Source organism: Massilia sp. PWRC2 (genome assembly GCF_049896725.1).
Lineage (GTDB): Bacteria > Pseudomonadota > Gammaproteobacteria > Burkholderiales > Burkholderiaceae_D > JAFCUW01.
In genome coordinates this window covers 89981-115075 of the sequence record NZ_JAFCUW010000012.1, presented here as the reverse complement: position 1 = coordinate 115075, position 25095 = coordinate 89981, and the positions used below count along the sequence as shown (strand labels likewise).

Genomic DNA, 25095 nt, shown 5'->3' with positions numbered 1-25095 from the left:
CGCCTGTGCGTCCTACCAGCAGCCGTGTGACCGTGCCGGCCCCCTTTTTTAAATAACGACCTCCATGTACAGCCTTTCCGATTTTGATTTCGACCTGCCGCCAGAGCGCATCGCCCAGACCCCGCTGGCCGAACGCAGCGCCTCGCGCCTGCTGCACCTCGACGGCGACACCATCATCGACCGCCAGTTCGCCGACATCGTCGGCCAGCTGCATGCCGGCGACCTCTTGGTGATGAACGACACGCGCGTATTAAAGGCGCGCTTTTTTGGCGTCAAGGCCTCCGGTGGCCAGGTCGAGGTGCTGGTCGAGCGGGTGTTAGACGAGCGCACCGTGCTGGCCCAGGTGCGTGCCTCGAAGTCGCCCAAGCCGGGTAACCGCATGCGCCTGGCCGACGCCTTCGACGTCACCGTGGGCGAACGCGCCGGCGAATTTTTTACGCTCACCTTCGAGGCCGATGTATTCGAGCTGATCGAGGCGCACGGCCGCCTGCCGCTGCCGCCGTATATCGATCACACTGCCGACGCTTTCGACGAGCAGCGCTATCAAACCGTGTATTCGAAAGCGCCCGGTGCGGTGGCGGCGCCCACCGCCGGCCTGCATTTCGACGACGCCGTGCTGGCCGCGCTGGCAGCGAAGGGCGTGCGTTTTGCCTACGTGACGCTGCACGTGGGCGCCGGCACCTTCCAGCCAGTGCGGGTCGAACAGCTGGCCGATCACCACATGCACACCGAGTGGTACACGGTGCCGCAAGCGACCGTCGACGCCGTGCAGGCGGCGCAGGCGGTCGGCCGCGCCGTCGTCGCCGTCGGCACCACCAGTCTGCGCGCGCTCGAATCGGCCTCGCAAAGCGGCCAGCTGGTCGCCGGCAGCGCCGACACCGCGCTGTTCATCACCCCCGGCTACACCTTTCACACGGTGAGCCGCCTGATCACCAATTTTCACCTGCCCAAATCGACCCTGTTGATGCTGGTGTCGGCATTTGCCGGCTACCAGCAGATTCGCGCGGCGTATGCCCACGCCATCGCCAGCGGCTACCGTTTTTTCAGCTATGGCGACGCCATGCTGCTCACGACCACCTCCCTTGCAGTTACCGATAAAGTTGCCCATGCTTGAATTTACCCTGCTTAAAACCGACAGCAGTGGCCTGTCGCACGCCCGCCGCGGTCGCCTGAAACTCAACCACGGCATCGTCGAGACGCCGATTTTCATGCCGGTTGGCACCTATGGTTCGGTCAAGGCCATGTCGCCGCTCGAATTGAACGAGATCGATGCGCAAATCATCCTCGGCAACACCTTTCACCTGTGGCTGCGTCCGGGCACCGCCGTGCTCGACAAGTTTGGCGGCTTGCATGGTTTTATGGGCTGGCAAAAGCCGATCCTCACCGATTCCGGCGGTTTCCAGGTGTTTTCGCTGGGCGCCATGCGCAAGATCACCGAGGAGGGCGTGAAGTTCGCTTCGCCCATCGATGGCAGCAAGTTATTTTTGTCGCCGGAAATTTCGATGCAGATCCAAAAGTCGCTCAATTCCGACATCGTCATGCAGTTCGATGAATGCACGCCCTACGAAATCGATGGCCGCCCCGCCACCAGCGAAGAGGCCGCCAAGTCGATGCGCATGTCGCTGCGCTGGGCCCAGCGCTCGATGAACGAATTTACCGCGGGCGGCAATCCAAATGCACTGTTCGGCATCGTCCAGGGCGGCATGTTTGAAAATTTACGCGATGAATCGCTGGCCGGCCTGGAAGAAATCAATTTCCCCGGCATCGCCATCGGCGGCCTGTCGGTGGGCGAGCCGAAGGAAGACATGATGCGCATGCTGGCCCACGTCGGCCCGCGCTTGCCGGCCAACAAGCCCCATTACCTGATGGGCGTCGGCACGCCGGAAGACCTGGTGGCCGGGGTGGCCAATGGCATCGATATGTTCGATTGCGTCATGCCGACCCGCAACGCCAGAAATGGCTGGCTGTTTACCCGCTTCGGCGACGTCAAAATCAAGAACGCCCGCTACAAGGACGATGCCGCGCCGCTCGACGAGAGTTGCAGCTGCTACTGCTGCCAGAATTTTTCGCGCGCCTATTTGCACCACCTGCATCGCTCGAAGGAAATTTTAGGCGCCCGTCTGAACACCATTCATAATCTGCACTATTACCTGAAAATCATGCAGGAAATGCGCGACGCCATCGATGGCGACCGCTTTCAGGCGTTCCGCCTGCAATTTAACGCCGACCGGGCGCGCGGCGTGTAAATATGTCGCTTGCATTGGCAAATCGCGTGCCCACCTTGAAGAAGTGCTACGCCCTTCTTGCCAATGCTAGAATACAGCGCTGCTTTTTTAACCAAGTCACAACGATAACTGGAGTAAACGTGTTCATTTCCAATGCTTATGCACAAGCCACCACGGCTGGTACCGCCGCCGATCCTGGCATGATGGGCAATCTGACGACGTTCGCACCGCTGGTGCTGATGTTCGTGGTCATGTATTTCTTGATGATCCGCCCCCAGCAAAAGCGCGCCAAGGAACAGCGTTCGATGATGGATGCGCTGGCCAAGGGCGATGAAGTCGTCACGTCGGGCGGCATGCTGGGCAAGGTCGCCAAGGTCAGCGAGAACGGTTACGTCACCATCGAGGTGGCGATTAACACCGAGATCGTGGTGCAAAAATCGGCCATCACGACGCTGCTGCCAAAGGGCACCCTGAAGTCGCTGTAAGCATGCGACATCGTGCCGGTGCGCCTTCCTGCGCGCCGGCACCGGTCTGCCTGTCTGCCAACCTGCTTGACGCTGGAACACTATGAATCGCTATCCTCTCTGGAAATACCTCCTGATCGCCCTCGCGCTGCTGATGGGCGCGCTGTACACGGCGCCCAATTACTTCGGCGAATCGCCGGCCTTGCAAGTGACGACCGGCAAGGCCACTGTCAAGATCACCAGCGATACCTCGGCCCAGGTGGCCCAGGCGCTCAAGCAGGATGGCATTCCGCCTGACCGCGTCACCCTCGACGGCCAGGGCGCCTCGACCTCGGTGCGCGTGCGCTTTGCCAGCACCGATGCGCAGTTCAAGGCCAAACTGGCCCTCGAACGCGACCTTAACCGCGACGCCACCGACCCTGATTACATCGTCACCGTCAACCTGGCCAAAAATACCCCCGCCTGGATGCAAGCGATCCGCGCGCTGCCGATGAACCTGGGCCTGGACTTGCGCGGTGGCGTGCACTTCCTGATGCAGGTCGATGGCAAGGCTGTGCTGGAAAACAAGATCAAGGGCTTGCAGTCGAGCGTGCGCAGCACCCTGCGCGACAAGAACGTGCGCCACGCCGGCATCGAACGGGTCGGCAATGCGCTGGAAGTCAAATTCCGCGACGCCGCTACCCGCAACCAGGCGCGCACCGTGCTGGGCGCGCAAATGGCCGACCTGGCCTTTGCCGATGCCGCCGATGGCAGCGACCTCAAACTGGTCGTCACCCTCAAGCCGGCGGCGCTCACGCGCACGGTGGAAGAGGGCGTCAAGCAAAACATCACCACCTTGTCGAAGCGGATCAACGAGCTCGGTGTGTCTGAACCGATCATCCAGCAGCAGGGTCCCGACCGCATCGTCATCCAGCTGCCGGGCGTGCAGGACGTCGCCCGCGCCAAAGACATCATTGGCCGCACCGCCACGCTGGAACTGCGCATGGTCGACGAGACCGTGCTGCCGGGCAGCGAGACGGCTGCCGCCATTCCCCTCAACTCGGAAGTGTTTACCAGCGGCCCGGCCGCCCCGGCCGTGCTGTACAAGGACATCGTCCTCACCGGTGAATACATTTCGAATGCCAGCGCCAGTTTTGACCAGAACCAGCAACCGGCCGTGAGCATCGATCTGAACGGCGATGGCGGCCGCAAGATGCGCGAAGCCACCCGCGAGCGCATCGGCAAGAAGATGGCGATTTTGCTCAAGGAAAAGGGCAAGTATTCGCTGGTGTCGGTGGCGACCATCCAGAGCGAACTGGGTAGCAGCTTCCAGATCAGCAATATGGGCTCGGTCGAACGGGCCAGCGAACTGGCCCTGCTGCTGCGCTCGGGCGCGCTGTCGGCGCCGATGGAGTTTGTCGAAGAGCGCGTGGTCGGTCCCCAGCTGGGCGCCGAAAACATCGCCAAGGGTCTGTATTCGACGGTGTATGGCTTCATTGCGATTGCCATCTTCATGATCATCTATTACCAGCTGTTTGGCGTGTTCAGCGTGATTGCGCTGGCCTGCAACCTGCTGTTCTTGCTGTCGCTGCTGTCGATGCTGCAGGCAACGCTGACCCTGCCCGGTATTGCCGCGATCGCGCTGGCGCTGGGCATGGCGATCGACGCCAACGTGCTGATCAACGAGCGTATCCGCGAAGAATTGCGCGGCGGCGCCGCCCCGCAGGCGGCGATTGCCGCCGGTTTCGACCGCGCCTGGGCCACCATTCTCGACTCCAACGTCACCACCCTGATCGTCGGCCTGGCGCTGCTGGTGTTTGGTTCCGGCGCCGTGCGCGGTTTCGCCGTGGTGCACTGCCTGGGCATCCTGACCTCGATGTTCTCGGCCGTGTTTGTCTCCCGCGGGGTGGTCAACCTGTGGTACGGCCGCCAGAAAAAGCTCGGCAAGATTGCCATCGGCACTGTGTGGACGCCCGGCGTGACGTCCATCAAGAAGTAATAGAGAAGAGGAACATTCAAGATGGAATTTTTCAAGATCAAGCGCGACATTCCCTTCATGCGCCACGCGTTGATTTTCAACGTGATTTCGGCCCTGACCTTTGCCGCTGCCGTATTTTTCTTGTGGCACAAACCCTTGCACTTCTCGGTGGAATTTACCGGTGGTACCAAGCTGGAGCTGCGCTACCCGCATGCGGCCGAGCAGGAAAAAATCCGCCACAATCTCGAAGCGCTGGGCTATGAGCAGCCGGTGGTGACCAGCTTCGGCACCGCCCAGGACATCATCGTCAACCTGCCCGCCCTGCGCGGGCAGGGCGACGGTTCGGCGCGCGTGTTTGCCAGCCTGTGCGCGGCCGAAGCGGGCACGCCGCAACAGATTTCCAGCATGGTCAACGGCCAGCCTGTCACCAAACAGGGGTGCGTGAATGCCGCCGGTGCCGAGGTGCTGTCGCTGCAATCGAAAGATTTTGTCGGTCCGCAGGTCGGTGAAGAGCTGGCGCAAAACGGCTTGAATGCGCTGATCATGGTGATCGTCGGCGTGATGATTTATCTGGCCATCCGCTTCGAGTGGAAATTTGCCGTCGCCGCCATCGTCGCCAACCTGCACGACGTCGTCATCATCCTCGGCTTTTTCGCCTTCTTCCAGTGGGAATTCTCGCTCACCGTGCTGGCCGCCGTGCTCGCCGTGCTGGGGTATTCGGTCAACGAATCGGTGGTCATTTTCGACCGCATCCGCGAAAACTTCCGCAAGCAGCGCCGCGCCAGCGTGACCGAGGTGATCGACAGTGCGATCACCAGCACCATCTCGCGCACCATCATCACCCACGGTTGTACCCAGATGATGGTGCTGTCGATGCTGTTCTTCGGCGGCGCCACCCTCCATTATTTTGCCGTGGCCCTGACCATCGGTATCCTGTTTGGTATTTATTCGTCGGTGTTCGTCGCCGCCGCGATTGCCATGTGGCTGGGCGTCAAGCGCGAAGACTTGATCAAGCCCGTCAAGGAAAAAGACGAGACCGACGGCGCGGTGGTGTAAGCGTCCGGGCAAAGCACACAAGGCGCCTGCAGTGAGGCGCCTTGTTTATGCGCGAGCGCAAGAGTTACTTACTAATTTTTAAGATGTAATGATTTATGTGTTGAGTGGCGCACAGAGCGCTGGCCGCAAGCGTCCTATAGTCAAGCTGTCTCTTTCAGGACATCCCTAGTTTTGGACTTTGGCCCGCTCTCTCGAGAGCGGGCATTTTTTTGCCTGCCGGCGGCAGTGATCTAAAACAGCGCCGCCGTCAGACTGGCCACTTCATCCTTGGCTTCCTGCAGGATGTCGGCCAGCGAGCCTTCGCCGATGACAAAGTCGACCGTCACGGCCGACTGCCGGGTGGTGGCGCCGGCGCGCACGTGCAAGGGGGAGTCGAGTGGCGCCAGGTCGTCAGCCAGCATCAGGGTGTCGCCCAGGGTTTCCGGCGGCAGCGCGCGCAAGCCGACCCACATCGCTTCGATCGCTTCCATCACGGGCGCCGGCACCCCCAGCTTGGCCAGCACGCCGCGGCCGATGGCGCTTTCGCCGTACTCGATCCATTCTTCCGGCTCGCCATCTAGCAGACCAGGAAATTCACTGGCGCGCGACAACAAATAAAACCCGCCGATTTCATGAACGATGCCGGCAAACAGCGCCGTTTCCGGGTCAACCTTGCTGATGCGCCTGGCGATTAACTGCGACAGCGCCGCCACGTGAGCGGAATGTTTCCACAGCTGGTCGGCCTTGGCGCGCAGCTTGGGGTCGGTGATCTTGCTGTCGAGCTGGCGCACGATCACCGCCGCCGCCAGCGCCTGCAACACCCGAAAGCCGATCAACTGCACCGCTGCGCGCACCGTGGTGACCGCCTTGCCGGAGCGGTTGTAGGTGACGGAGTTGGCGATCGCCACCGTTCTGGCCGCCAGCAGCGGCTCGGCCTGCACCAGGCGCGCGGCGGCGTCGGCATGCAGTTCGGGGTTATTGAGCGCGCGCTGCAGCTTGAGCGTGGCGTCCACATTGGTGGGGAAACTGAGCTCGCCACGTTGCGCTTGCGCGGCGATCAGTTTGAAAGCGTCGAGTCGGTCCATCGAAAAATTATACTCTCGCTCTCCGGGCAAACTGCGCTAAATTTCTTGGTGGCATTAAAGCCACACCGCCAGCGCCGGAGCGCTTAGCCGCCGCTGAAAATGGCGTCGCAGCCTTCTTCGGTGCCATCGGTGTCGGTCAGTTCGTCGACCATGCCCAGGTCTTCCAGTTCTTCCACCGCATTGGTGTAGTTATTGGCCTTGGCGGCGCCGATCAGGCGGTAAATCTGGCCCGCCTCGTTGCGTATACCGATCAGCAGTTTTTCCTGGCGCACTTCGTCGGCCGAAGCGATGTTGAGCAGCAGGTTGGCCATGATTTGTTGGTCAATCTTGGCTGGCGTGATGCCGTCGAGCAGGGCGGTTTTCAAATGGTGTCCTTGTCAATAAAAGTAGAAAATGAAGCAGCGGCGGGGGCACCAGCATCCGCGCCCACAGCAGCGCTGGCAATGGTGCCCTTGAATTTGCCGAGGATGGCGTCGAGGGTATCGTAATCGGCCTCGCTCCAGCCGGCGAACACCCGCTTGCCGTCCTTGACCATGGCCGGAAAGGCCTGGTCGAACAGGGCCACGCCGGCGTCGGTGAGGCTGACGAAAAACGAGCGCTTGTCGTCGCCGCTGCGGCAGCGCGCCACCAGGCCCTTTTGTTCGAGCCGCTCGATGACGCCGGTCAGGGTGCCCTTGGTAATGAGGGTGCGTTCGCCCAGCTGCTTGTAACTCATGCCGGGCGTATTGCCGAGCGTGGCGATGATGTCGAACTGCGGATGGGTGAGCCCGCAGCGACGCACCGATTCGCCCGAAAAGCGCTCGAAACCCTGCAGGCATTCGGCCAGCAGGCGGATACTTCTTAAATAACGTTCCCCCATGGACCGATTATAAATCCCGGCGGCCTGTTGCGGGGCGCCGGTTCGCGTTTTGCCGCCGACCCAGTTACCATACGCAGATTGCCAGCCGTAGTTGGCCACCCGACCTGTCAACCGCACTGACGCCGAGAGAATTCATGACGCACACTTTACGGGGCATTCTTGCCCTGCTGCTGGTCACTCTGGTGTGGGGCACCACCTTTCCCGCCATGAAAGAGTTGACCCTGCATTTTTCAGCGCAGTGGATCATTTTCCTGCGCTTTGCCATTGCCGGCGTGCTGCTCGCGCCATTCCTGTGGAAAGCCGGGCGCGACGACCTGGTTTCCGGGCTGTTACTGGGGGCGCTGCTGTTTTTCTGTTTCGTCTTCCAGGTCGAGGGGCTGGCGCTGACCAGCTCGAATCGCAACGCCTTCATTTGCGGCCTGTCGGTGCTGATCGTGCCGCTGCTGGACCTGCTCGCCGGCAAGCTGCCGGAAAAGCGCATCGTCGCCGCCCTGCTGCTGGCGCTGAGCGGGCTGGCCTTGCTGTGCTGGGATGGCGGGCCGTGGGGCCGCGGCGACACCTATGCGCTGGCCAGCGCCACCGCCTTTGCGGTGTATATCAAGATGCTGGCCTTCCGCACCCGCCGCGCCTCGCGCCTGATGACGCTGACGGCGGCGCAAATCATCACCGTCGCCGTCTGCGCCGCCATCTGGCTGCTGGCGCGCGAAGTGCCGCGCACCAGCATCGACGCCGGCGCGGACTTTGCCAATTACTGGGACTATATCGGCCAGGGCCTGGGCAAATACACCTTCAATCTGGTGTACCTGGGAGTGGTGGCCACCGCCGCCATCATCTCGCTGCAAAGCTGGGGCCAGGCGCGCGCCACGGCCAACGAGGCGGCCGTGATCTATTCGTTCGAGCCGGCGGCAGCAGCGTTTTTCGCTTACTTCATGCTCGCTGAAACGATGAGCTCGCGCGCCTGGCTGGGCGCCGTGTTGCTGATCGGCGGCATGATCGTCAGCCAGTGGAATGGTGCGCCACGCCCGGCCGCCGCGCTGGCGCCCGAGTAACACTTGTCCACCGAGCCTGCCGCGTCCCCGCCGGCCGCCATGGCGGCACTGGCTGCCCTCGCGCACGAGGCGCCGCTGCGCATCGTGTTGCTCAATGCGGGCGAGCCTGACAGCCTGAGCTGGTCCGGCCTGTACCAGCCGCTGCGCCTGGCCGCCAAGCTGCTCGGCCCGCAGCGCCTGCACGTCGACGTCCTCAGTCCCGACAAGTTTGCCGAAGCCGCCCTGCAGCACTGGCAACTGGTGCTGCTGGTGGCCGACGACAGCGAGGCGGCCCGCAAACCCGCCAATCTGCGGCGCCTGATCGGGCGCCTGCGCGCCGCGCCCGTGTGGGGCGGGGTGGGGGCCGGGGTGCTGTGGCTGGCCGAGGCGGGTGCCTTGAATGGCGTGCGCGCCGCCCTGCCATGGGCGCTGTACGCCGGCGTGCCAGCTGCCGCCGATCAAGCCATCATGACGCCGCACCTGTACGACATCGACGGCACCATCCTCACCTGCTGCGGTGGTGCTGCCAGTATCGATTTTGCGCTGACCGTCATCGAGGCCATATTTGGTGCTGCCGTGCAGGCGCCCATCAAGGAAGTGCTGTGCATCGACCGCGTGCGCGGCAGCCAGGAACGCCAGCGGGTGGCGCTGCAGGCGCGCTTCGGCGCCCTGCAACCGAAGCTGAGCGAAGCGGTCACCCTGATGGAAGCGAATATCGAAGAGCCGCTGTCGACCGACGATATCGCCAGCCTGGTGGGCTTGTCGCGACGCCAGCTCGAGCGCCTGTTCAAGCAATATCTGGGCAGCCTGCCTTCGCGCTACTACCTGGAAATGCGCCTGCAACGGGCACGCCAACTGCTGCTCGACACCAATTATTCGATCGTGCAAGTGGGCTTGATGTGCGGCTTTAGCTCCGGCTCGCATTTTTCCACCGCCTTTGGCGCCCTGTTCGGCAATACCCCGCGCGAAGAACGCCAGCGAAAATTGTCGAACTGATCACGTCGCGTCGTAAAAAACGAAAATCACTGTCGCCTGGAGAAAAGCAGGCGGGCCGGGCGTTTCCTATAATGGTCACCATGCCTGGCTGTCCGAGTCCGGGTGTCGCCCATTTGTCCACGAAATTGAAAGAGGAATTGCCATGAACGCAAAGCTTGATTCGGCTGTCACCACGCGGCCCGTCACCCGGGCCACGTTTGACGAGGTGCTGGTACCGACCTACGCGCCAGCGGCGATGGTGCCGGTGCGAGCAGCCGGTCTCGACCTGTGGGATCAGGCGGGCAAGCATTACCTCGATTTCACCGCCGGCATCGCCGTCACCAGCCTCGGTCACGCCCATCCGCTGCTGGTCGACGCGCTCACGCGCCAGATCAACACCCTCTGGCACCTGGGCAATGGCTACACCAACGAGCCCGTGCTGCGCCTGGCCACGGCGCTGACCGAAGCGACCTTCGCTGACCGTGCCTTCTTTTGTAATTCCGGCGCTGAAGCGAATGAAGCGGCCCTCAAATTGGCGCGCAAATACGCCCATACCAAGTTTGGTCCGCATAAATCGCGCATCATTTCCTGCCTGTCGTCGTTCCACGGCCGCACCCTGTTCACGGTGTCGGTCGGCGGTCAGCCAAAGTACACCGAAGGCTTCGAGCCGCTGCCGCAGGAAATCAACCATATTCCCTACAACGACATCGACGCTGCCATCGCCGCCATCACCGACGATGTCGCCGCCGTCATCGTCGAGCCGATCCAGGGCGAAGGTGGGGTCATCCCCGGTCGCGCCGACTATCTGCAAGCCTTGCGCAAACGTTGCGATGAAACGGGCGCGCTGCTGGTGTTCGACGAAGTGCAGTCGGGCGTGGGCCGCAGCGGCACCCTGTACGCTTACATGCAGCTGGGTGTCACGCCAGATATCCTGACCACCGCCAAGGCGCTCGGCAACGGTTACCCGATCGGCGCCATGCTCACCACCGATGCCATCGCCGCCCATTTTGGCGTCGGCTCGCATGGCACCACCTACGGCGGCAATCCGCTGGCGGCCACGGTCGCCCTGAGCGTGATCGAAACGATCAACACCCCCGCTTTTCTCGAGCGCGTCAAACAGGCCACCAGCCGCCTGATGGGCCATCTGGGCAAACTCGGTGACGATTACCCGCAGCTGTTCGGCAAGGTGCGCGGCATGGGTCTGCTGATCGGCCTGCCGGTGGCTGCCGCCTTCAAAGGTCGCGCCAAGGATTTCACCAAGGCTGCCGAAGGTCTGGGGTTGATGCTGCTGATCGCCGGTCCCGACGTCATCCGCCTGGCTCCGGCGCTGATCGTCACCGATGCCCAGCTCGATGAAGCCGACCGCATCATGCGCGCCGCCGCCGAGCAGGTCATCGCCGCCGACCACGCAGCAGCCGCAGCGCCAGCGGTTGCCTGAGCCTGATGCCGGCCCCGGGGGTACGCCCATGCATGTAGTCCGCCCCGCCCAGTCAAGCGACGTCGCCGCCCTCGAAGCACTGGCCGCGGTGACGACGCCGGGGGTGCACACGGTGCCCCGCACGCGCGAAAAAATCGCGGCCTCGGTGGCCCGTTCGATCGCCTCGTTCGCCGCCCAGGTCGACATTCCCAGCGAAGAATCCTACCTGTTCGTGCTGGAGAACCAGGCCACTGGCGCCATCGTCGGCAGCGCCGCCATCCACGCGTCGGCGGGCTCGAACGGCACCTATTTTTCATTTCGTAACGACGTCATCCAGCAAGTCTCGCGCGACCTCAATATCAGCCACAGCGTGCATGCCTTGACCCTGTGTTCGGAGCTGACCGGCTACTCGCAGCTGTCCGGCTTTCACATGCGCGAGCGCCACGGCGCCGCCGTCGAAGCCGCTTTGCTGTCGCGCGCGCGCCTGCTGTTTGCGGTGCTGGCGCCGCAGCGCTTCAGCGAGCGCTTTTTCGTGCCGCTGGCCGGCATGACCGACGACGCTGGCCATTCGCCGTTCTGGGATGCGCTGGGCCGCAAATTTTTCAAGATGGATTTTCTGGAGGCTGAACGGATCATCGGCGGCGCCCGCAACCGCACCCTGATCGTTGAACTGATGCCGCATTATCCCGTGTATGTGCCGCTGCTGCCGGGCGACGCCCAGGCGGTGATGGGGCAGATCCACCCGGACGGTGAACTCGCCTTCAAGCTGCTCACCGAAGAAGGCTTTGAAGCGGACGACTACGTCGACATCTTCGACGGCGGGCCGATCCTGCAAGCCCACAAAAACGCCCTGCGCACCTTCGCTAGCACGGTGGTGCGGCGGGTCGCCGACGCCAAGCCGGGACGCGGCAGCGCCGACCACCTGCGTTACGCCATCGCCGCCCGCAACGAACAGCATTTTCGCGCCATCACGCTCGACTGCGCGCCGCTGGAAAACAGCGACACCGTCAGCCTGCCGGCGACCGCCCGCGACGCCCTGCAGGTCGCCGCCGGCGACAGCGTCATCTGCGTTCGCATTTAGAGTCATAGGAATCGCCATGCTCGTCGTACGCGCCATTGAACCCAACGACCTCGAGGCCCTGCTCGACATGGCCAGCCAGGTCGGCAGCGGTATGACCACCCTCAAACCCGACCGCCAGATGCTGGGCGACCGCGTCGAAGTGGCGGTCGCCTCGTTCGCTGAAACGATTGCGCCGGACAAGCGCGATTACATGTTCGTCATGGAAGACACGGCCACCGGCCGCATGGCCGGCATTTGCGCCATCAAGAGCGCGGTCGGCCTGACCGAGCCGTTTTATAACTACCGCATCGGCACCCTGGTGCACTCGAGCCGCGAGCTCGATATTTTTACGCGCATGGAAACGCTGTACCTGTCGAACGATTTGACCGGTTCGACCGAACTGTGCTCGCTGTTTTTGCACCCTGATTACCGCTACGGCCACAATGGCAAATGGCTGTCAAAAAGCCGCTTACTGTTCATCGCCCAGTTCCCCCACGTGTTCACCGAAAAGCTGATCGCCGAAATGCGCGGCTACCAGGCCGACGATGGCAGCTCGCCGTTTTACGAGGGTCTGGGCCGGCATTTTTTCAAGATGGATTTCGACCACGTCGACGAACTGACCGCGCTCGGCAAAAAATCGTTCATCGCCGAACTGATGCCGCGCCAGCCCCTGTATGTCGACTACCTGCCCGACGCGGCGCAGGAAGTGATCGGCAAGGTGCACCGCAATACCCAGCCGGCGCGCAAGATGCTCGAGCAGGAAGGCATGCACTTCGAGGGCTATGTCGATATTTTTGATGCCGGCCCGGTGCTGCAGGCGCGCGTGTCGGAACTGCGGGCCATGCGCCAGAGTGAATTGAGCAGCGCGCGCCTGGCGCCAGCGGCGGCCACTGCCGCCATCGAGCTGCCCACGCTGGTATCGAACACCAGCATGAAACATTTTCGGATGATCGTCAGCGCCAGCGCGCCGGTCGCCGGAGCGATTGACCTCTCCAGCGCCGAACTGGCCCTGCTGGGCGTCACGGCGGGCGACCAGCTGCGCACGCTGCCACTTAACGCAAGGAAGAATCCCCATGTCCCAGACCGCCGTACCACCGATTAGTGCGCCGCTCGACAAAGTCGCCGCGCACGCCCCCAGCAACTACATCGATGGCCTGTGGCAGGCCGGCACTGGCGCCGCACTGGTCACGGTCGACCCGTCGACCGGTGCGCCCAGCTGGTCGAGCCACGCCGCCAGCGCCGACGACGTCGCGCGCGCCGTGCAGGCGGCCCGCGCCGCCTTTCCGGCCTGGGCCGACAGCGCGCTCGACGCCCGCATCGCCATCTGCGCGCGCTTTCGCGATCTGCTCAAGGACAACGCCGGCGTGCTCGCTGCCACCATCGCCGAAGAAGTCGGCAAACCGCTGTGGGAAGCAGCCACTGAGGTAACCACCATGGCCAACAAGGTCGATATTTCGATCCAGGCCTACGGCGCCCGCACCGGCGCCACCGCGGCCAAGGTGGCCGATGGCACCGCGGTGCTGCGGCACCGCCCGCACGGTGTGTTCGGCGTGTTCGGTCCCTACAATTTCCCCGGCCACCTGCCCAACGGTCACATCGTCCCCGCCCTGATCGCCGGTAACACCATCGTCTTCAAACCGAGCGAATACGCGCCGCGCACCGCCATCCTCACCGTGCAGCTGTGGCAGCGCGCCGGTGTGCCCGCTGGCGTGATTAACCTGGTCAACGGCGCGCGCGAGACTGGTGTCGCCCTCGGCCAGCAAAGCGGTCTCGATGGCGTGCTGTTTACCGGCAGCTGCCAGACCGGCGTCGCCCTGCACAAGCAGTTCGGCGGCCAGCCCGGCAAGATGCTGGCGCTGGAAATGGGCGGTAACAACCCGCTGGTGGTGTGGAAGCTGGGTGACAACCCGAAGGCGATGGAAGCGGCGGTGCACCACGCCATCATGTCGGCCTTCATCTCGGCCGGCCAGCGCTGTACCTGCGCGCGCCGCCTGATCGTCGCCGACAGCCCGGCCGGCGACGCCTTCATCGCCCGCCTGGTGCAGGTGGCCTCGACCCTGACGGTGGGCGCCTCGAACGCCGAGCCGCAACCGTTCATGGGACCGGTGGTCTCGAGCAGCGTCGCCGCCATGCTGGTGCAGGCGCAGGCCGAGATGGTCGCCAAGGGCGGCTTGCCGCTGCTGCAGATGCGCCATCTCGATGCGGCCACCGGCTTTGTCAGCGCCGGCATCGTCGACGTCACCGATGCCGTCGGCATCGCCGATGAAGAGTGGTTCGGCCCGCTGCTGCAAGTGATCCGCGTGGCCGATTTCGACGCTGCCATCGCCGCTGCCAACGCCACCGAATTCGGCCTGGCGGCGGCCCTGTTGTCGACCGACGAAACGCTGTGGCAGCGCTTTGCCACCCACGCGCGCGCCGGCATCATCAACTGGAACCGGCCGACCACGGGGGCGGCCAGTTCGGCGCCGTTTGGCGGTGTCGGCAAGTCCGGCAACCACCGTCCCAGCGCCTATTACGCCGCCGATTACTGCGCCTACCCGGTGGCATCGATCGAAACGAGCGACCTCGAACTGCCGGCCAGGCTGTCGCCCGGCCTGCACCTGTAAGGATGGTTGATGAGCACTGCACGCGAATTTAATTTCGATGGCCTGGTCGGGCCCTCGCACAACTACGCCGGCCTGTCGTTCGGTAATGTCGCCTCGTTCAGCAACGTCAAGAGCGCATCGAATCCCCGCCAGGCCGCCCTGCAGGGGCTGGCCAAGATGCGCGCGCTGGCCGCGCGCGGCTTTGCCCAGGCGCTGCTGCCGCCGCAGATGCGGCCCGATTGGCGCATGCTGCGCAGCGTCGGATTTAGCGGCAGCGATGCCGACGTGCTGGCCAAGGCATTTGCAGCCTCGCCAGTGCTGCTGGCCTGCGCTTATTCGGCTTCTCCCATGTGGACTGCCAACGCGGCCACCGTCAGTCCGTCGGCCGACAGCGGCGATGGCCGCGTCCATTTCACCGCCGCCAACCTGAATAACAAGCTGCACCGCGCCCACGAACAGCGCCAGTCGGCGCGCAGTCTGCGGGCGATTTTTCACGATGCCGCCCACTTCACGGTGCACGACGCGCTGCCATCGACGCCGGCGTTCGGCGACGAAGGTGCCGCCAACCACAGCCGCCTGGGCAGCAGCCACGGTGCCGCTGGCGTCGAGCTGTTTGTCTACGGCCGCGTCGAATTCGATGCCGCCGCAGCGGCCCCCAAACGCTATCCGGCGCGCCAGACGCTGGAAGCATCGCAGGCCGTCGCGCGCCTGCACGGCCTCGATCCCCGCCGCACCGTGTTCGCCGCGCAAAACCCGGACGTCATCGACCAGGGCGTGTTTCACAACGACGTCATCGCCGTCGCCAATGGCGATGTGCTGTTCTATCACCAGCAGGCGTTTGCCGATGAAGCGGGCACCCTGGCAGCGCTGCGCCAGTCGCTCGCCACGGTCGAGGCGCAGCTGCGGCCCGTGCGCGTCGACAGCAACGTGGTACCGGTGCAGGATGCGGTGGCCAGCTACCTGTTTAACAGCCAGCTACTGACCAAATCAACGGGCGCGATGGCGCTGGTGATTCCCCACGAATGCCGCGAAAACGCCGCCGTCGCCCGCTACCTCGATGGCCTGGTCGGCGACGGCAGCGTCATCGATGAACTGATCGACTTCGACCTGCGCCAATCGATGCGCAACGGCGGTGGCCCCGCCTGCCTGCGCTTGCGCGTGGCCCTCACCGATGGCGAGGCGCGCGCCATGCACCAGGGCGTGGTCATGACGGAAGATTTATATGCGCGCCTGGTGGCCTGGGTCGAGACGTATTATCGCGACCGCCTGGAACCGGCCGACCTGGCCGACCCGCAGCTGGCGCGCGAGTGTGCCAGCGCCCTCGAGGCGCTGGCACCCATCCTCGGCTTGCCCGGTCTGTACGACCGGGATTAGCTCTGCCGCTGTTTGATTCGCCTGCCATTCCCTGTTCTAATGGCGGCACCTGACGATGTTGTACTGACGACCGGACAACCCGGTCCCCCTGAAAGAGCGCGACCGCCACGCCACGAGCCGCCACGGCCGCGACGCACTGACCCTCGTATTGGAGAAGCACCATGACACAAACGCCCCACGACCTGCGCACGCAGACACTCGCCATCGTTAGCGCCACCCAGCCTGCCACCCAGAGCGCCACCGCCGGCAGCCAGGTCGCGGCCCTGATCAGCGCCTGGCTTTCCTCGCTCGATGAAGAAGACCTGGCCGGCACCGCACCGGCCAGCCTGGCGCCGGTGTTGTGGGATGGCTTTACGCAGGCCGCCCGCCGCGAAGCGCCCGGCTGCGAAGTTGAGCAGCTGCGTTACGCCGACGGTCGTGGCGGCATGGCCACCGCCCTGCTGGTGCTCAATGACGATATGCCCTACCTGGTCGACTCCATCGTCATGGCGCTGCGCCGCCAGCGCGCCGTCGTCGCCGGCGTCATGAATGCCGTGCTGCCGGTGCAGCGTGATGGCGCCGGTGTGGTCACTGCAGTGGGCACGCCCGGCGCGCCACTCGAATCATACGTCCTGTGCCTGCTGGCCGAGGAGCTCGATGGCGCCGCGCTGGCCGCGCTGGTTGCCCGCATCGACATGGTGGCGCGCGACGCCGCCGTGGTGCGCCGCGACGCGGTGGCCATGGGCGACCGCTTGACCGCGGTGGCAGCGCAAGCGGCGGCGCACGGCGCCGATGGTCAGGAAGTGGCAGCGTTTCTGCAGTGGGCCAAGAACGAAGGCTATGAGCCATTCGGCTATGCCTATTATGTCGTCAAGCCGGGTGTGCGCGAACTCGAACGCGATATCCCCAGCCGCATCGGCGTGCTGCAAGATACGGCGCACCCGGTCTACGGCACCTGTCTGGCAAATATCCCCGGCGACCTGGTGACCCTGTCCGGCCGCGCCGACACCCTGTCGATCGTCAAGGCCGACGTCGAAGGCACCCTGCACCGCGACCAGCCGCTCGATTTTATCGGCGTGCGCGACACCGACGCCCACGGTACCATCCTCGGTGAACACTGCTTTGTCGGCCTGTTCACCCGCGCCGCCACCGCAACGCCGCTGGCGCGCCTGCCGTATGCGCGCGGCCGCGTGGCCAAGGTGTTGAGCCTGGCCGGCGTGCGCCAGGAAGGTTTCCGGGCCGAGAAATTCCTCGAAATCCTCGAATCGCTGCCGCGCACCGAAGCGATCGAAGCCGATCCCGAATGGCTGGCCCAGGTCTGCAGTTCGGTGGTCTCGCTCTACAAGCAGCCGCGCGCGCGCGTGTTCGCCCGCCGCGACGTCTACAAGCGCCACCTCAATGTGCTGGTCTACCTGCCGCGCGAGCGTTACAGCGCCGCCGTCGCCGCCGCCCTCGCCAGTGCCCTGAAAGACAGCTCCGGCGCCGTCGATGTACGCGTGCAGACCCTGGTGGCCGATGGCCCGCTGGCGCGCGTCTACCTGATCGCCGCCGCAGCGCGCAATCCGCTCGACCTGGAACTCGATATCCAGCGTCCGCTGCTGTCGGTGCTCGACGGCTGGCACGACACCTTCGCCGCCCTCACCGACGGTCTCGATGACCTGCCGCTGCGCAGCAGCCTGCGTAAACTGGTGGCCACGCTGCCGGTCAATTACGTCGCCAACACGGCGCCGGCGGTGGCCTTCCGCGATCTCGGCGCGCTGATCCATAACGGCCAGCCCGGCCACGTCTCGGTGCGCGTCGAAGCCGACGCCGGCGACGCCGCTTCGGTGCGCCTGTACTCGACCGGCTCGGTGCCGTCGCTCTCGCGCATCCTGCCGGCGCTGCAAAACGCCGGCGTTGCCATCGACCGCGAGCAAACTTTTGGCATCAGCCTGGCCGACGGCTCGCGCCACTATGTCACCAGCCTGGTGGTCGACGCCGACAGCGCCGCCAAGCTGGCGCGGCCGAACATCACGGCGGTGGCCGAAGAACTGTTCGCCGCCCTGTTCAACGACAATGCCGAAGACGGCCGCTTAAATGGCCTGACCGTCGAAGGTGGCCTGTCGATGCGCGAAGTGCAGCTGGTGCGCGCCTACATCAGCTACTGGCGCCAGACCGGCAGCAAGTTCACCACCCGCTACATGGCCGAAATCCTGCGCAACCAGCCCGCCCTGGTCAAACAGCTGGTCGACCTGTTCCTGCAGCGTTTCGATCCTGCCCGTGACGGCGCCGCCCGCGACGCTGCCGGCAGTGCGCTGGCCACCCTCAAGACCACGCTGGCCACCGTCAACCACGCCGACACCGAAGAAATCCTCGCGGCCCTGGTCGACCTGATGCTCGCCACCGTGCGCACCAATTACTTCCAGAACGGCGGCCAGGGTGACAAGATCATCTTCAAGTTCGATACCAGCGCGCTGGCGCTGGTGCCGGAACCACGGCCGTTCCGCGAAATCTATGTGTTCTCGCGCCGTTTCGAAGGCGTCCACCTGCGCGGCGGCCCGGTCGCCCGGGGTGGCCTGCGCTGGTCCGACCGCATGGAAGACTACCGCACCGAGGTGCTGGGCCTGGTCAAAGCGCAGATGGTGAAAAACGCCGTCATCGTGCCAGCTGGCTCGAAAGGCGGCTTTGTCTGCAAGCAGATGCCAAAAGACGCTGTCCGTGAAACCATCGCTGCCGAAGGCGAAGCAGTCTATCGCCTGTTTATCGCCTCGCTGCTGGAAGTGACCGACAACCGCGTGCGTGGCGCCATCGTGCCGCCGGCCAACACGGTGCGCTTCGACCAGGACGATCCGTACCTGGTGGTGGCAGCCGACAAGGGCACCGCGACCTTCTCCGACATCGCCAACAGCATCGCTGTCCAGCGCGGCTTCTGGCTGGGCGACGCTTTCGCCTCGGGCGGCTCGAACGGCTACGACCACAAGAAGATGGGCATCACCGCCAAGGGCGCCTTTGAAGCGGTCAAGCGCCACTTCTACGAAATGGGCCACGACATGAATACCCAGCCGATCAGCATGGTCGGCGTGGGCGACATGTCGGGCGACGTGTTCGGCAATGGCGTGCTGCTGTCGCGTCAATTAAAAGTGCTGGCAGCGTTCGATCACCGCCATATTTTCCTCGACCCGACTCCCGATGTTGCCGTCTCCTTCGCCGAGCGCGCGCGCATGTTCGTGCTGCCACGCTCGTCGTGGGAAGACTATGACAAGTCGCTCATTTCGGCCGGCGGCGGCGTGTATGCGCGCAGCGCCCGCTCGATCGAGCTGTCGCCGCAAATCCGCGCCGCCCTCGACATCGCGGAGACCGTGCTCACGCCCGAAGAACTGATGCACCGCATTTTGCTGGCGCCCGTCGACCTGTTTTACAACGGCGGTATCGGCACCTACATCAAGGCGTCGAACGAAACCCACGCGCAGGTCAAAGACCGTGCCAACGACAATATCCGGGTCGACGGCAATGCGCTGCGCTGCAAGGTGGTCGCTGAAGGCGGCAACCTGGGCGCAACGCAACCGGGCCGCATCGAGTTCGCGCTGGCGGGCGGGCGCATCTTCACCGACGCCATCGACAACTCGGCCGGCGTCGACTGCTCCGACCACGAAGTCAATGTCAAGATCTGGCTCGATACCGAAGTCAATGCGGGCGAACTGCCGGAAGCGGACCGCAACCGCATCCTCAACGAGATGACCGGCGAAATCGAACGCCTGGTCTTGCGCGACAATGAGCTGCAGACCCAGTTGCTGGTGCGCGAAGTGCAGGCGCAAGCCAATCCGGCCGTGGTCGACGCCTATGCGCGCCTGATCAGCAGCCTGGAAGCGGAAGGCGCGCTGTCGCGCGAACTCGAGCAGCTGCCGGTGCACGCCGAACTGGCGCGCCGCAAGGCCGCCGGCGTGGGACTGACGGCGCCGGAACTGGCGGTGGTGATCGCCAACGTCAAAAACCGTTTTAAACGCTTGCTGGCGCTGCTGCCATTGACCGAGATGGCATGGGCCGAAACGGTCCTCAAACCGTATTTCCCGGCGCAGCTGGTGGCCACCCGCAAGGCGCTGGCGCACCCGCTGGCCAACGCCATCCTCGCCACCGTGCTGGCCAATGAAGCGGTCAACCGCTGCGGTCCGCTGATGATCCGCGCGCTCGCCGAAGAACACGCGATCGACGACCGCAGCGTGGTCGTGGCGTGGGGCCAGGCCTGGGCCGCGCTCCACCTGGCGCCGCTGTTCGCTGCCCTCGATGCCGACGCCCTGAACGTGCCGCGCGAAGTGTCGATCGAAGTCGATGCGCGCACCCGCGTGCTGTTCAAAGCGGTGCTGGAAGGCGCGCTGTCGGTGGCGGCGAACCAGTCGGCCGCTGGCATGGATGAACTGACCCGCCTGTTCGCCGATGGCAGCATGGCCAGCCAGCTCATTCCTGCCGGCGCGGCGGGCACTGCGCGCGCCGATCTGCCGGCGCCGTTCGTCCAGGCCTGGCAGGCGGTCGACGCCATCGAGGCGGTGGCAACGTTCCTGTTTGCCGCCGTCTCGGTGCCGCGTCCGTCCGGCATGAGCCTGGCCCAGTTCCTGCAAGTGGGCATGGCCCTGCGCGGCAAGGCTGGTATCGATACGCTCGAACGTGGTCTCAAACTGGCCGCCACCAGCAAATCGCAGGAACAGCTGCGCAACTACGCCATGCAAGCCCTGCGCCGCACCCAGCAGCGCCTGTTGATGCAAGTGCTGGCCAAGTCGAATGGTGGCAGCCACGCGCTCGACGCCGTCGGCACCATCACCGGCAGCATGGGCCTGTCCGGCTATGCAGCGCCGGCCGACCTCGAACAGGCCATGCTCGACGTCTGGTCGCTGTCGGAAGCGACCAACGCTGCGGCCGTCGGATGACGACCCCGGTGCACCTGACGGCGGCCGTGCGCCAGCTGGCGCAGGCTGATTTCAGTACGCTGGCGCGGCGTTTTGGCGCGGCGGGCTTTGGCGTGGCCGAGCCGGCGCCCGGCATGATCACGCTGACTGCGCCGGGCGCGACTGCGCGGGCGGCGGTGCTGCTGTCGGTGGGCGTGCATGGCGACGAGACCGCGCCCATCGAAATGCTGGCCCAGCTGCTCGACCGGCTGGCGCCGGCCAGTCTGACGGTCGACTTGATGGTTTGCGTTGGCAATATCGATGCCATCGCCCGTGGTCAGCGTTTTATCGACGCCGACCTCAATCGCATGTTCCGCGCCGAGCGCGGCACCCTGGCAGCGGCGGCGGAAGCGGCGCGCGCTGACTTGATGATCGCTGCCACCAGCGCCTTTTTTGCCAACGCCGGGCCGCAGCGCTGGCACCTCGACCTGCATACGGCGATCCGGCCATCGGTGTATCCCACCTTTGCGGTGGTGGCGTCGCTGATTGCCGATGGGCCGCGCACGCAGCTGGTGCACTGGCTGGGGCAGGCGGGCATCGGCGCCGTCATCCTCAATCCACAGTCGGCCGGCACCTACAGCTATTACACGGCCGAGCACCATGGCGCTGCCGCCAGCACGGTGGAGCTGGGCCGCGTTGGTACGCTGGGCGAGAATGATTTGACCCAGTTCGCCGACGTCGATGCTGCTCTCGACGCGCTGCTGCGCGGCTTGCCGGCAGCGGCGTCGCGGATGCCGCACGTGTTCGAGGTGGCACAGGAAATCGTCAAGCACAGCGCGGCGTTTACGATGGCGTTCGGGCGCGATACGCAAAATTTTACGGCGTTCGAGCCGGGCGCCCTGATCGCCACCGATGGTGATGTGCGCTGGCGCGTGGGCGAGCAGGCCGAACGCGTGGTGTTTCCCAATCCCGATGTGCGGGTGGGCTTGCGGGCCGGCCTGATGGTGGTGCGCACGGCGTAGGCTTGAACGGCATCGGGCCGGCACCTTCGGCGCCTGTCCCATGTCTGCGCAACCAGCACAATTGATCGCACACGGGTAGACTGGGCCATCGATTCCACTGGAGAGCCCATGAGCCACCTGTTTTCCCCCATCTCGCTCGGCCCGCTGGCGCTGGCCAACCGCATCGCCATCGCCCCCATGTGCCAGTACTCGGCCGACCAGGGCCTGGCCACCGACTGGCACATGATCCACCTGGGCCACCTGGCGCTATCCGGTGCCGCCCTGTTGATCATCGAAGCGACCGCAGTGGTGCCGGAAGGGCGCATTTCGCCCGCTGACCTGGGGCTGTGGTCGGACCAGCATGCGGCCGCGCTGGCGCCGGTACTGCACAGCATCCGCAAATATTCTCCCATCAAGCTGGCCATCCAGCTCGGTCACGCGGGCCGCAAGGCGTCCAGCGCAGTGCCGTGGCAAGGCGGCGCGAATATCGCTACCGGCGACGGTGGCTGGCAAACGGTGGCGCCATCGGCGGTGCCGCATGCCGACGGCGACACCGTGCCGCTGGCGCTCGACGAGGCCGGCATGGTGCGCGTCATCGATGGCTTCGTCGATGCCGCGCGGCGCAGCCACGAACTCGGTTTCGATGCCATCGAAATCCACTCGGCGCATGGCTACCTGCTGCACCAGTTTCTGTCGCCGCTGTCGAATCACCGCGATGACCAGTACGGCGGCTCGCTGGCGAACCGCATGCGCTTTCCCCTGCAGGTGTTCGCCGCGGTGCGCGCGGCGGTGCCGCCATCGATGGTGGTGGGTGTGCGCATCTCGGCCCATGACTGGGTTGCCGGCGGCTGGGACGTCGAACAGAGCGTGGCCTACACGCAGGCGCTGGAACAGCTGGGCTGCCAGTTCATGCACGTCTCCAGTGGCGGCGTCTCGACCCGGCAAAGCATCCCTGCCGGTCCCGGTTACCAGATCGGCTTTGCCGAATCGATCCGCCGCGAGACGGCGATGCCGGTCATTGGCGTCGGCATGATCACCGAGCCGGTGCAGGCCGAGCAGATCGTCGCCACCGGCCAGGCCGACATGGTGGCGCTGGCGCGCGCCATGTTGTACGACCCGCGCTGGCCGTGGCACGCGGCGGCTGAACTGGGCGCATCGGTGAGCGCGCCGCCGCAGTACTGGCGCTCGCAACCGTCGCAGTTCAAGGGCTTGTTTGGCGCTACGCAGCTGGTCCAGCGTTAGTCGCCACCGGCCGCCGTCAAAACGCCCCCGGGCCTGGCGCACGGCGGCGTTTTGATGGTGGCCGCTTGTGCCTACCTGCCTACCTGCCTGCCTGCCGCCCGCCTGCGCGGCGCCAGGCAACACCGGTTTACTTCAGGCGCGCGCGCAGGCCGCCCATGGCCAGCAGGGCCAGCGCTACCAGGCCCAGCGAGGCTGGTTCAGGTACGCCGGCCGGCGCATCGGCAAGGATGCTGATACTGAAAAAACTCTCGTTATTGCTGTCGTTGTTGCCAAACCATACCCATTTCGAGTCCGCCTTGAAGTCACCCTTGGCACCCCACGGGCTAACGCCGTTGGCGCCGTAGTTGGTGACGGCGCTATAGCTGCCATTAAAGCCAGTCGCATTGCCAGTAATAAACGACGAGCCGGTGGACAGCGTGGTCAGGCCGTTGGCAAAGTGGTAACCGCTGCCGGTCAGCGAGAAGTCGCCGAGCATGCCGGCGACGCCGCCCTCGTCGACGGCATCGATGTGCAGAAAATATTGCAGCGCGCTGCCCAGGGTCACGCTGTCGGCGACGGTGGTATACCAGCTGTTACCGGACGAAAATAAGGTGCCGGCGGTATTGTCGGTGGTGGACAGATAGGCAGTGTATTTGTTGTCGACACTAAGCTTGGTCGTCAGCACGGTGGCCGAGGCGGCGCCGGCGACACCGGCGATAGCGGCGAGGACGATGGATGTAAAGGCGACATGGCGCAGAGAATTTTTCATGACAAGCCTGATGTTATTTTATGACTTCGTGTAGTGCAAATAGCATGCCAGTATCTTTTAACCCAATTTAAGCACTTAGAATCAACGGGTTATTGCTTAGTGTAACTATTTTGGTGATGAATGTGTAAATTTTCCCGACATGGGTGGTGCGCTCGATGGAGACTGCAAGCTGCGCGGCTCATCCCTGCATTTCTGCAGTCTGTCGCAGCGTCTGCACGAGTCTTTCCTGTAATGGTTATGTTGTCGACACTGGCGCCGCCGCGCCGTTTCCCGTACAAAACAACAAGGAACCCCATGCGCTCACTGATCACCTTCGCCTGCATCGCCGCCCTGTCCGGTTGCGCCGTCATCGTCACTGGCAATGATGACGTCCAGCTGCGTACCGTTTTCAGCAGCACTGGGGTGACCGGCAACGGCATCCTGGCGCATGACGTCCGTGCCGCCGGCACCGTGAGCGGCCTCGATGTCAGCGGGCCGCTGGAAGTGAACGTGCGCGTCGGTCCCGCCACCAGCCTGGTGGTCGATGCCGACAGCAACCTGCTGCCGCTGATCCACAGCGAAGTGTCGGGCGGCGAGTTGCGCGTGTGGGTCGAGGGCTCGGTGCGCTCGAATAACAGCATGCGCGTGACCTACACCACGCCCAGCCTGAACCTGCTGCGGGCGGGCGGCTCGGGACGCGTCAGCGTCAATGACCTCAATGGCGAGCCGCTCGATCTTTCCAAGAGCGGCTCCGGTACCACCAGCCTGACGGGGCGCGTGGCCAGCCTCGATGTGCGTCACAGCGGCTCCGGTGAAATCAATGCCCGCGGCCTACGCAGCAGCAGCGCCCGGGTGTCCCAGTCCGGTTCCGGCCGCACCGACCTCGGTCCCGTGCAGGGTGGTGAGCTGACCGTGACGGTCAGCGGTTCCGGTGCGGTGCAGGCCAGCGGCGCCGTCAACGCCGTCACCGCCCGCAGCAGCGGTTCGGGCAGCGTCGATCTCACCGGCGTCGCCAGCGAGCAGGGCGATCTGACCACCAGCGGCTCGGGCAGCATCAGCGCCACCGTCAAGCGCAGCGTGCTGGCGCAGACCAGCGGCTCCGGTCATATCACCGTGTATGGCAACCCGGCCCAGCGCCAGGTAACGGGCAAGAACGTCACCGTGTTAAATTAAACTGCCGTGTTTACAGTTGTTTTCTGAACAAAAACAGCTGCAATCCGTAAACG

20 protein-coding genes are annotated in these 25095 nt (G+C 64.6%); 16 read left to right on the top strand and 4 right to left on the bottom strand.

All coding sequences use genetic code 11. The features are described from left to right. The first annotated feature begins 64 nt into the window (after positions 1-64). The 5 genes from queA to secF all read left to right on the top strand — a co-directional run bounded on the left by queA (position 65) and on the right by secF (position 5702). Positions 65-1114, top strand: coding sequence for a tRNA preQ1(34) S-adenosylmethionine ribosyltransferase-isomerase QueA (gene queA / locus ACP7BZ_RS20660; RefSeq protein ID WP_426116668.1), 1050 nt, complete (start codon positions 65-67; stop codon positions 1112-1114). Continuing rightward, positions 1107-2246: a tRNA guanosine(34) transglycosylase Tgt gene (gene tgt / locus ACP7BZ_RS20655; protein ID WP_426116666.1), complete on the top strand. Its 1140-nt coding sequence runs from the start codon at positions 1107-1109 to the stop codon at positions 2244-2246. The genes queA and tgt overlap by 8 nt, the downstream gene beginning before the upstream one ends. A gap of 119 nt (positions 2247-2365) precedes the next feature. Further along, positions 2366-2710 carry a preprotein translocase subunit YajC gene (gene yajC, locus ACP7BZ_RS20650; protein ID WP_426116664.1) on the top strand — a complete coding sequence of 115 codons (345 nt, stop codon included), beginning with the start codon at positions 2366-2368 and terminating at the stop codon, positions 2708-2710. A gap of 82 nt (positions 2711-2792) precedes the next feature. Continuing rightward, complete coding sequence (secD, locus tag ACP7BZ_RS20645) at positions 2793-4667, top strand: protein translocase subunit SecD (protein WP_426116662.1); 1875 nt, start codon at positions 2793-2795, stop codon at positions 4665-4667. Between the two features lie 21 nt (positions 4668-4688). Next, a complete protein-coding gene (gene secF / locus ACP7BZ_RS20640) occupies positions 4689-5702 on the top strand; it encodes a protein translocase subunit SecF (protein WP_426116660.1) in 1014 nt (337 codons plus the stop codon). A gap of 230 nt (positions 5703-5932) precedes the next feature. Here the strand turns inward: secF and ACP7BZ_RS20635 are convergent, their stop codons facing one another. The 3 genes from ACP7BZ_RS20635 to ACP7BZ_RS20625 form a co-directional block, all read right to left on the bottom strand. After that, entirely contained in the window at positions 5933-6766 is an 834-nt protein-coding gene (locus ACP7BZ_RS20635) for an HDOD domain-containing protein (protein WP_426116659.1), read from the bottom strand. An 83-nt stretch (positions 6767-6849) separates the two neighbouring features. Then, positions 6850-7131 (bottom strand): hypothetical protein, encoded by a 282-nt coding sequence (locus tag ACP7BZ_RS20630; protein WP_426116657.1) that lies wholly within the window; start codon positions 7129-7131, stop codon positions 6850-6852. Further along, positions 7128-7625, bottom strand: coding sequence for a MarR family winged helix-turn-helix transcriptional regulator (locus tag ACP7BZ_RS20625; protein WP_426116655.1), 498 nt, complete (start codon positions 7623-7625; stop codon positions 7128-7130). The genes ACP7BZ_RS20630 and ACP7BZ_RS20625 overlap by 4 nt, the downstream gene beginning before the upstream one ends. A 134-nt stretch (positions 7626-7759) precedes the next feature. Here ACP7BZ_RS20625 and ACP7BZ_RS20620 point away from each other — a divergent pair, with 134 nt between their 5' ends. The 10 genes from ACP7BZ_RS20620 to ACP7BZ_RS20575 all read left to right on the top strand — a co-directional run bounded on the left by ACP7BZ_RS20620 (position 7760) and on the right by ACP7BZ_RS20575 (position 23142). Then, complete coding sequence (locus ACP7BZ_RS20620) at positions 7760-8674, top strand: DMT family transporter (protein WP_426116653.1); 915 nt, start codon at positions 7760-7762, stop codon at positions 8672-8674. Positions 8675-8713: 39 nt separating this feature from the next. Continuing rightward, positions 8714-9649, top strand: a complete 936-nt coding sequence (locus ACP7BZ_RS20615) for a GlxA family transcriptional regulator (RefSeq protein ID WP_426116707.1) — start codon at positions 8714-8716, stop codon at positions 9647-9649. Between the two features lie 142 nt (positions 9650-9791). Then, entirely contained in the window at positions 9792-11066 is a 1275-nt protein-coding gene (gene astC, locus ACP7BZ_RS20610) for an acetylornithine/succinylornithine family transaminase (protein ID WP_426116651.1), read from the top strand. 28 nt (positions 11067-11094) lie between these two features. Then, complete coding sequence (locus ACP7BZ_RS20605; RefSeq protein ID WP_426116649.1) at positions 11095-12126, top strand: arginine N-succinyltransferase; 1032 nt, start codon at positions 11095-11097, stop codon at positions 12124-12126. Positions 12127-12142: 16 nt separating this feature from the next. Further along, a complete protein-coding gene (astA, locus tag ACP7BZ_RS20600) occupies positions 12143-13207 on the top strand; it encodes an arginine N-succinyltransferase (RefSeq protein ID WP_426116647.1) in 1065 nt (354 codons plus the stop codon). Then, entirely contained in the window at positions 13179-14711 is a 1533-nt protein-coding gene (gene astD / locus ACP7BZ_RS20595; RefSeq protein ID WP_426116645.1) for a succinylglutamate-semialdehyde dehydrogenase, read from the top strand. The genes astA and astD overlap by 29 nt, the downstream gene beginning before the upstream one ends. 9 nt (positions 14712-14720) lie before the next feature. After that, complete coding sequence (astB, locus tag ACP7BZ_RS20590) at positions 14721-16064, top strand: N-succinylarginine dihydrolase (RefSeq protein ID WP_426116643.1); 1344 nt, start codon at positions 14721-14723, stop codon at positions 16062-16064. 161 nt (positions 16065-16225) lie between these two features. Continuing rightward, on the top strand, positions 16226-20941 hold the full coding sequence (locus ACP7BZ_RS20585) for an NAD-glutamate dehydrogenase domain-containing protein (RefSeq protein WP_426116641.1): 4716 nt from the start codon (positions 16226-16228) through the stop codon (positions 20939-20941). After that, a complete protein-coding gene (locus tag ACP7BZ_RS20580) occupies positions 20938-21921 on the top strand; it encodes a succinylglutamate desuccinylase (protein ID WP_426116639.1) in 984 nt (327 codons plus the stop codon). Before ACP7BZ_RS20585 ends, ACP7BZ_RS20580 begins: the two co-directional genes overlap by 4 nt. 108 nt (positions 21922-22029) lie before the next feature. Further along, positions 22030-23142, top strand: coding sequence for an NADH:flavin oxidoreductase/NADH oxidase (locus tag ACP7BZ_RS20575; protein ID WP_426116637.1), 1113 nt, complete (start codon positions 22030-22032; stop codon positions 23140-23142). Between the two features lie 127 nt (positions 23143-23269). On the opposite strand, the gene ACP7BZ_RS20570 is transcribed toward ACP7BZ_RS20575, so the two are convergent. After that, positions 23270-23890 carry a PEP-CTERM sorting domain-containing protein gene (locus tag ACP7BZ_RS20570; RefSeq protein ID WP_426116635.1) on the bottom strand — a complete coding sequence of 207 codons (621 nt, stop codon included), beginning with the start codon at positions 23888-23890 and terminating at the stop codon, positions 23270-23272. Positions 23891-24184: 294 nt separating this feature from the next. Between ACP7BZ_RS20570 and ACP7BZ_RS20565 the strand changes: the two genes are divergently transcribed. Continuing rightward, positions 24185-25042: a head GIN domain-containing protein gene (locus ACP7BZ_RS20565; RefSeq protein ID WP_426116633.1), complete on the top strand. Its 858-nt coding sequence runs from the start codon at positions 24185-24187 to the stop codon at positions 25040-25042. The last annotated feature ends 53 nt before the right edge of the window (positions 25043-25095 follow it).